The sequence below is a fragment of the Vibrio sp. 1249-1 genome, from assembly GCF_033340495.1.
Genome location: NZ_JAWOWJ010000561.1, coordinates 1 through 696, shown reverse-complemented (window position 1 = coordinate 696; position 696 = coordinate 1). Strand labels below are relative to the sequence as shown.

At 44.7% G+C, this 696-nt stretch carries 1 protein-coding gene; it reads right to left on the bottom strand.

What is annotated here, in order from left to right; genetic code table 11:
* Positions 1-696, bottom strand: a 696-nt coding sequence (gene pabC / locus R7Z50_RS27610) for an aminodeoxychorismate lyase (protein WP_318149770.1), incomplete at its 5' end; no start/stop codon positions are given.

The window sequence follows — 696 nt, the reverse complement described above, 5'->3', positions numbered from 1 at the left end:
TCACGTATTTAAATTCCCTTGCAGTCGTTGAGTCAGTTTTCCTATCGGAAAGACAGTTTTTTGGTTATTGGAGGCTGTAATGCTCGTTACAGGAGCAACACCTAGTAGTGAGTTGCACATCCATACTTCATCCGCAGAAAGCAGTTCCATCAGAGAAAAATCCCCTACTTCAACTTCGGTATTATTGGCCTCGAAAAACTCAAGCACCTTACGACGCATCACGCCTGCGACGCCAGACAAATTTAAGCTAGGCGTATAAACCTTGTTATCTTTAACCCAAAAAAGGTTTGCCATTGTAGTTTCAATGACATGATTTTGCACATTTAACGTCACTGCATCGGCAAAGTTAGAGTGCTCAATTTCAGCTTTCGCAAGCACGTGTTCTAAGCGATTGTTGTGTTTATGCCCTGCCAGCAAAGGCTGAATTCCGAGACGGGTTTCGCATACCCCCAGATTCACCCCATTTTGTTGCCAGTCGACATAATGGACAGGAAATGCAAAGTTCGAGATGGTCACCATTGGGCACTCAATGCCCTTAGTGCCATACCCTCTTCCACCGATTCCGCGGCTAATGTGAATTTTGATTCCAGCGTGTTCATCTTTCAGGGTAGCCAAGTGAGCCCACTCGGAAACTATACTCCAGTCAGGTAAAGGAATATGAAGTGTTTTGAGACATGCTTCCAAACGTTCAACATG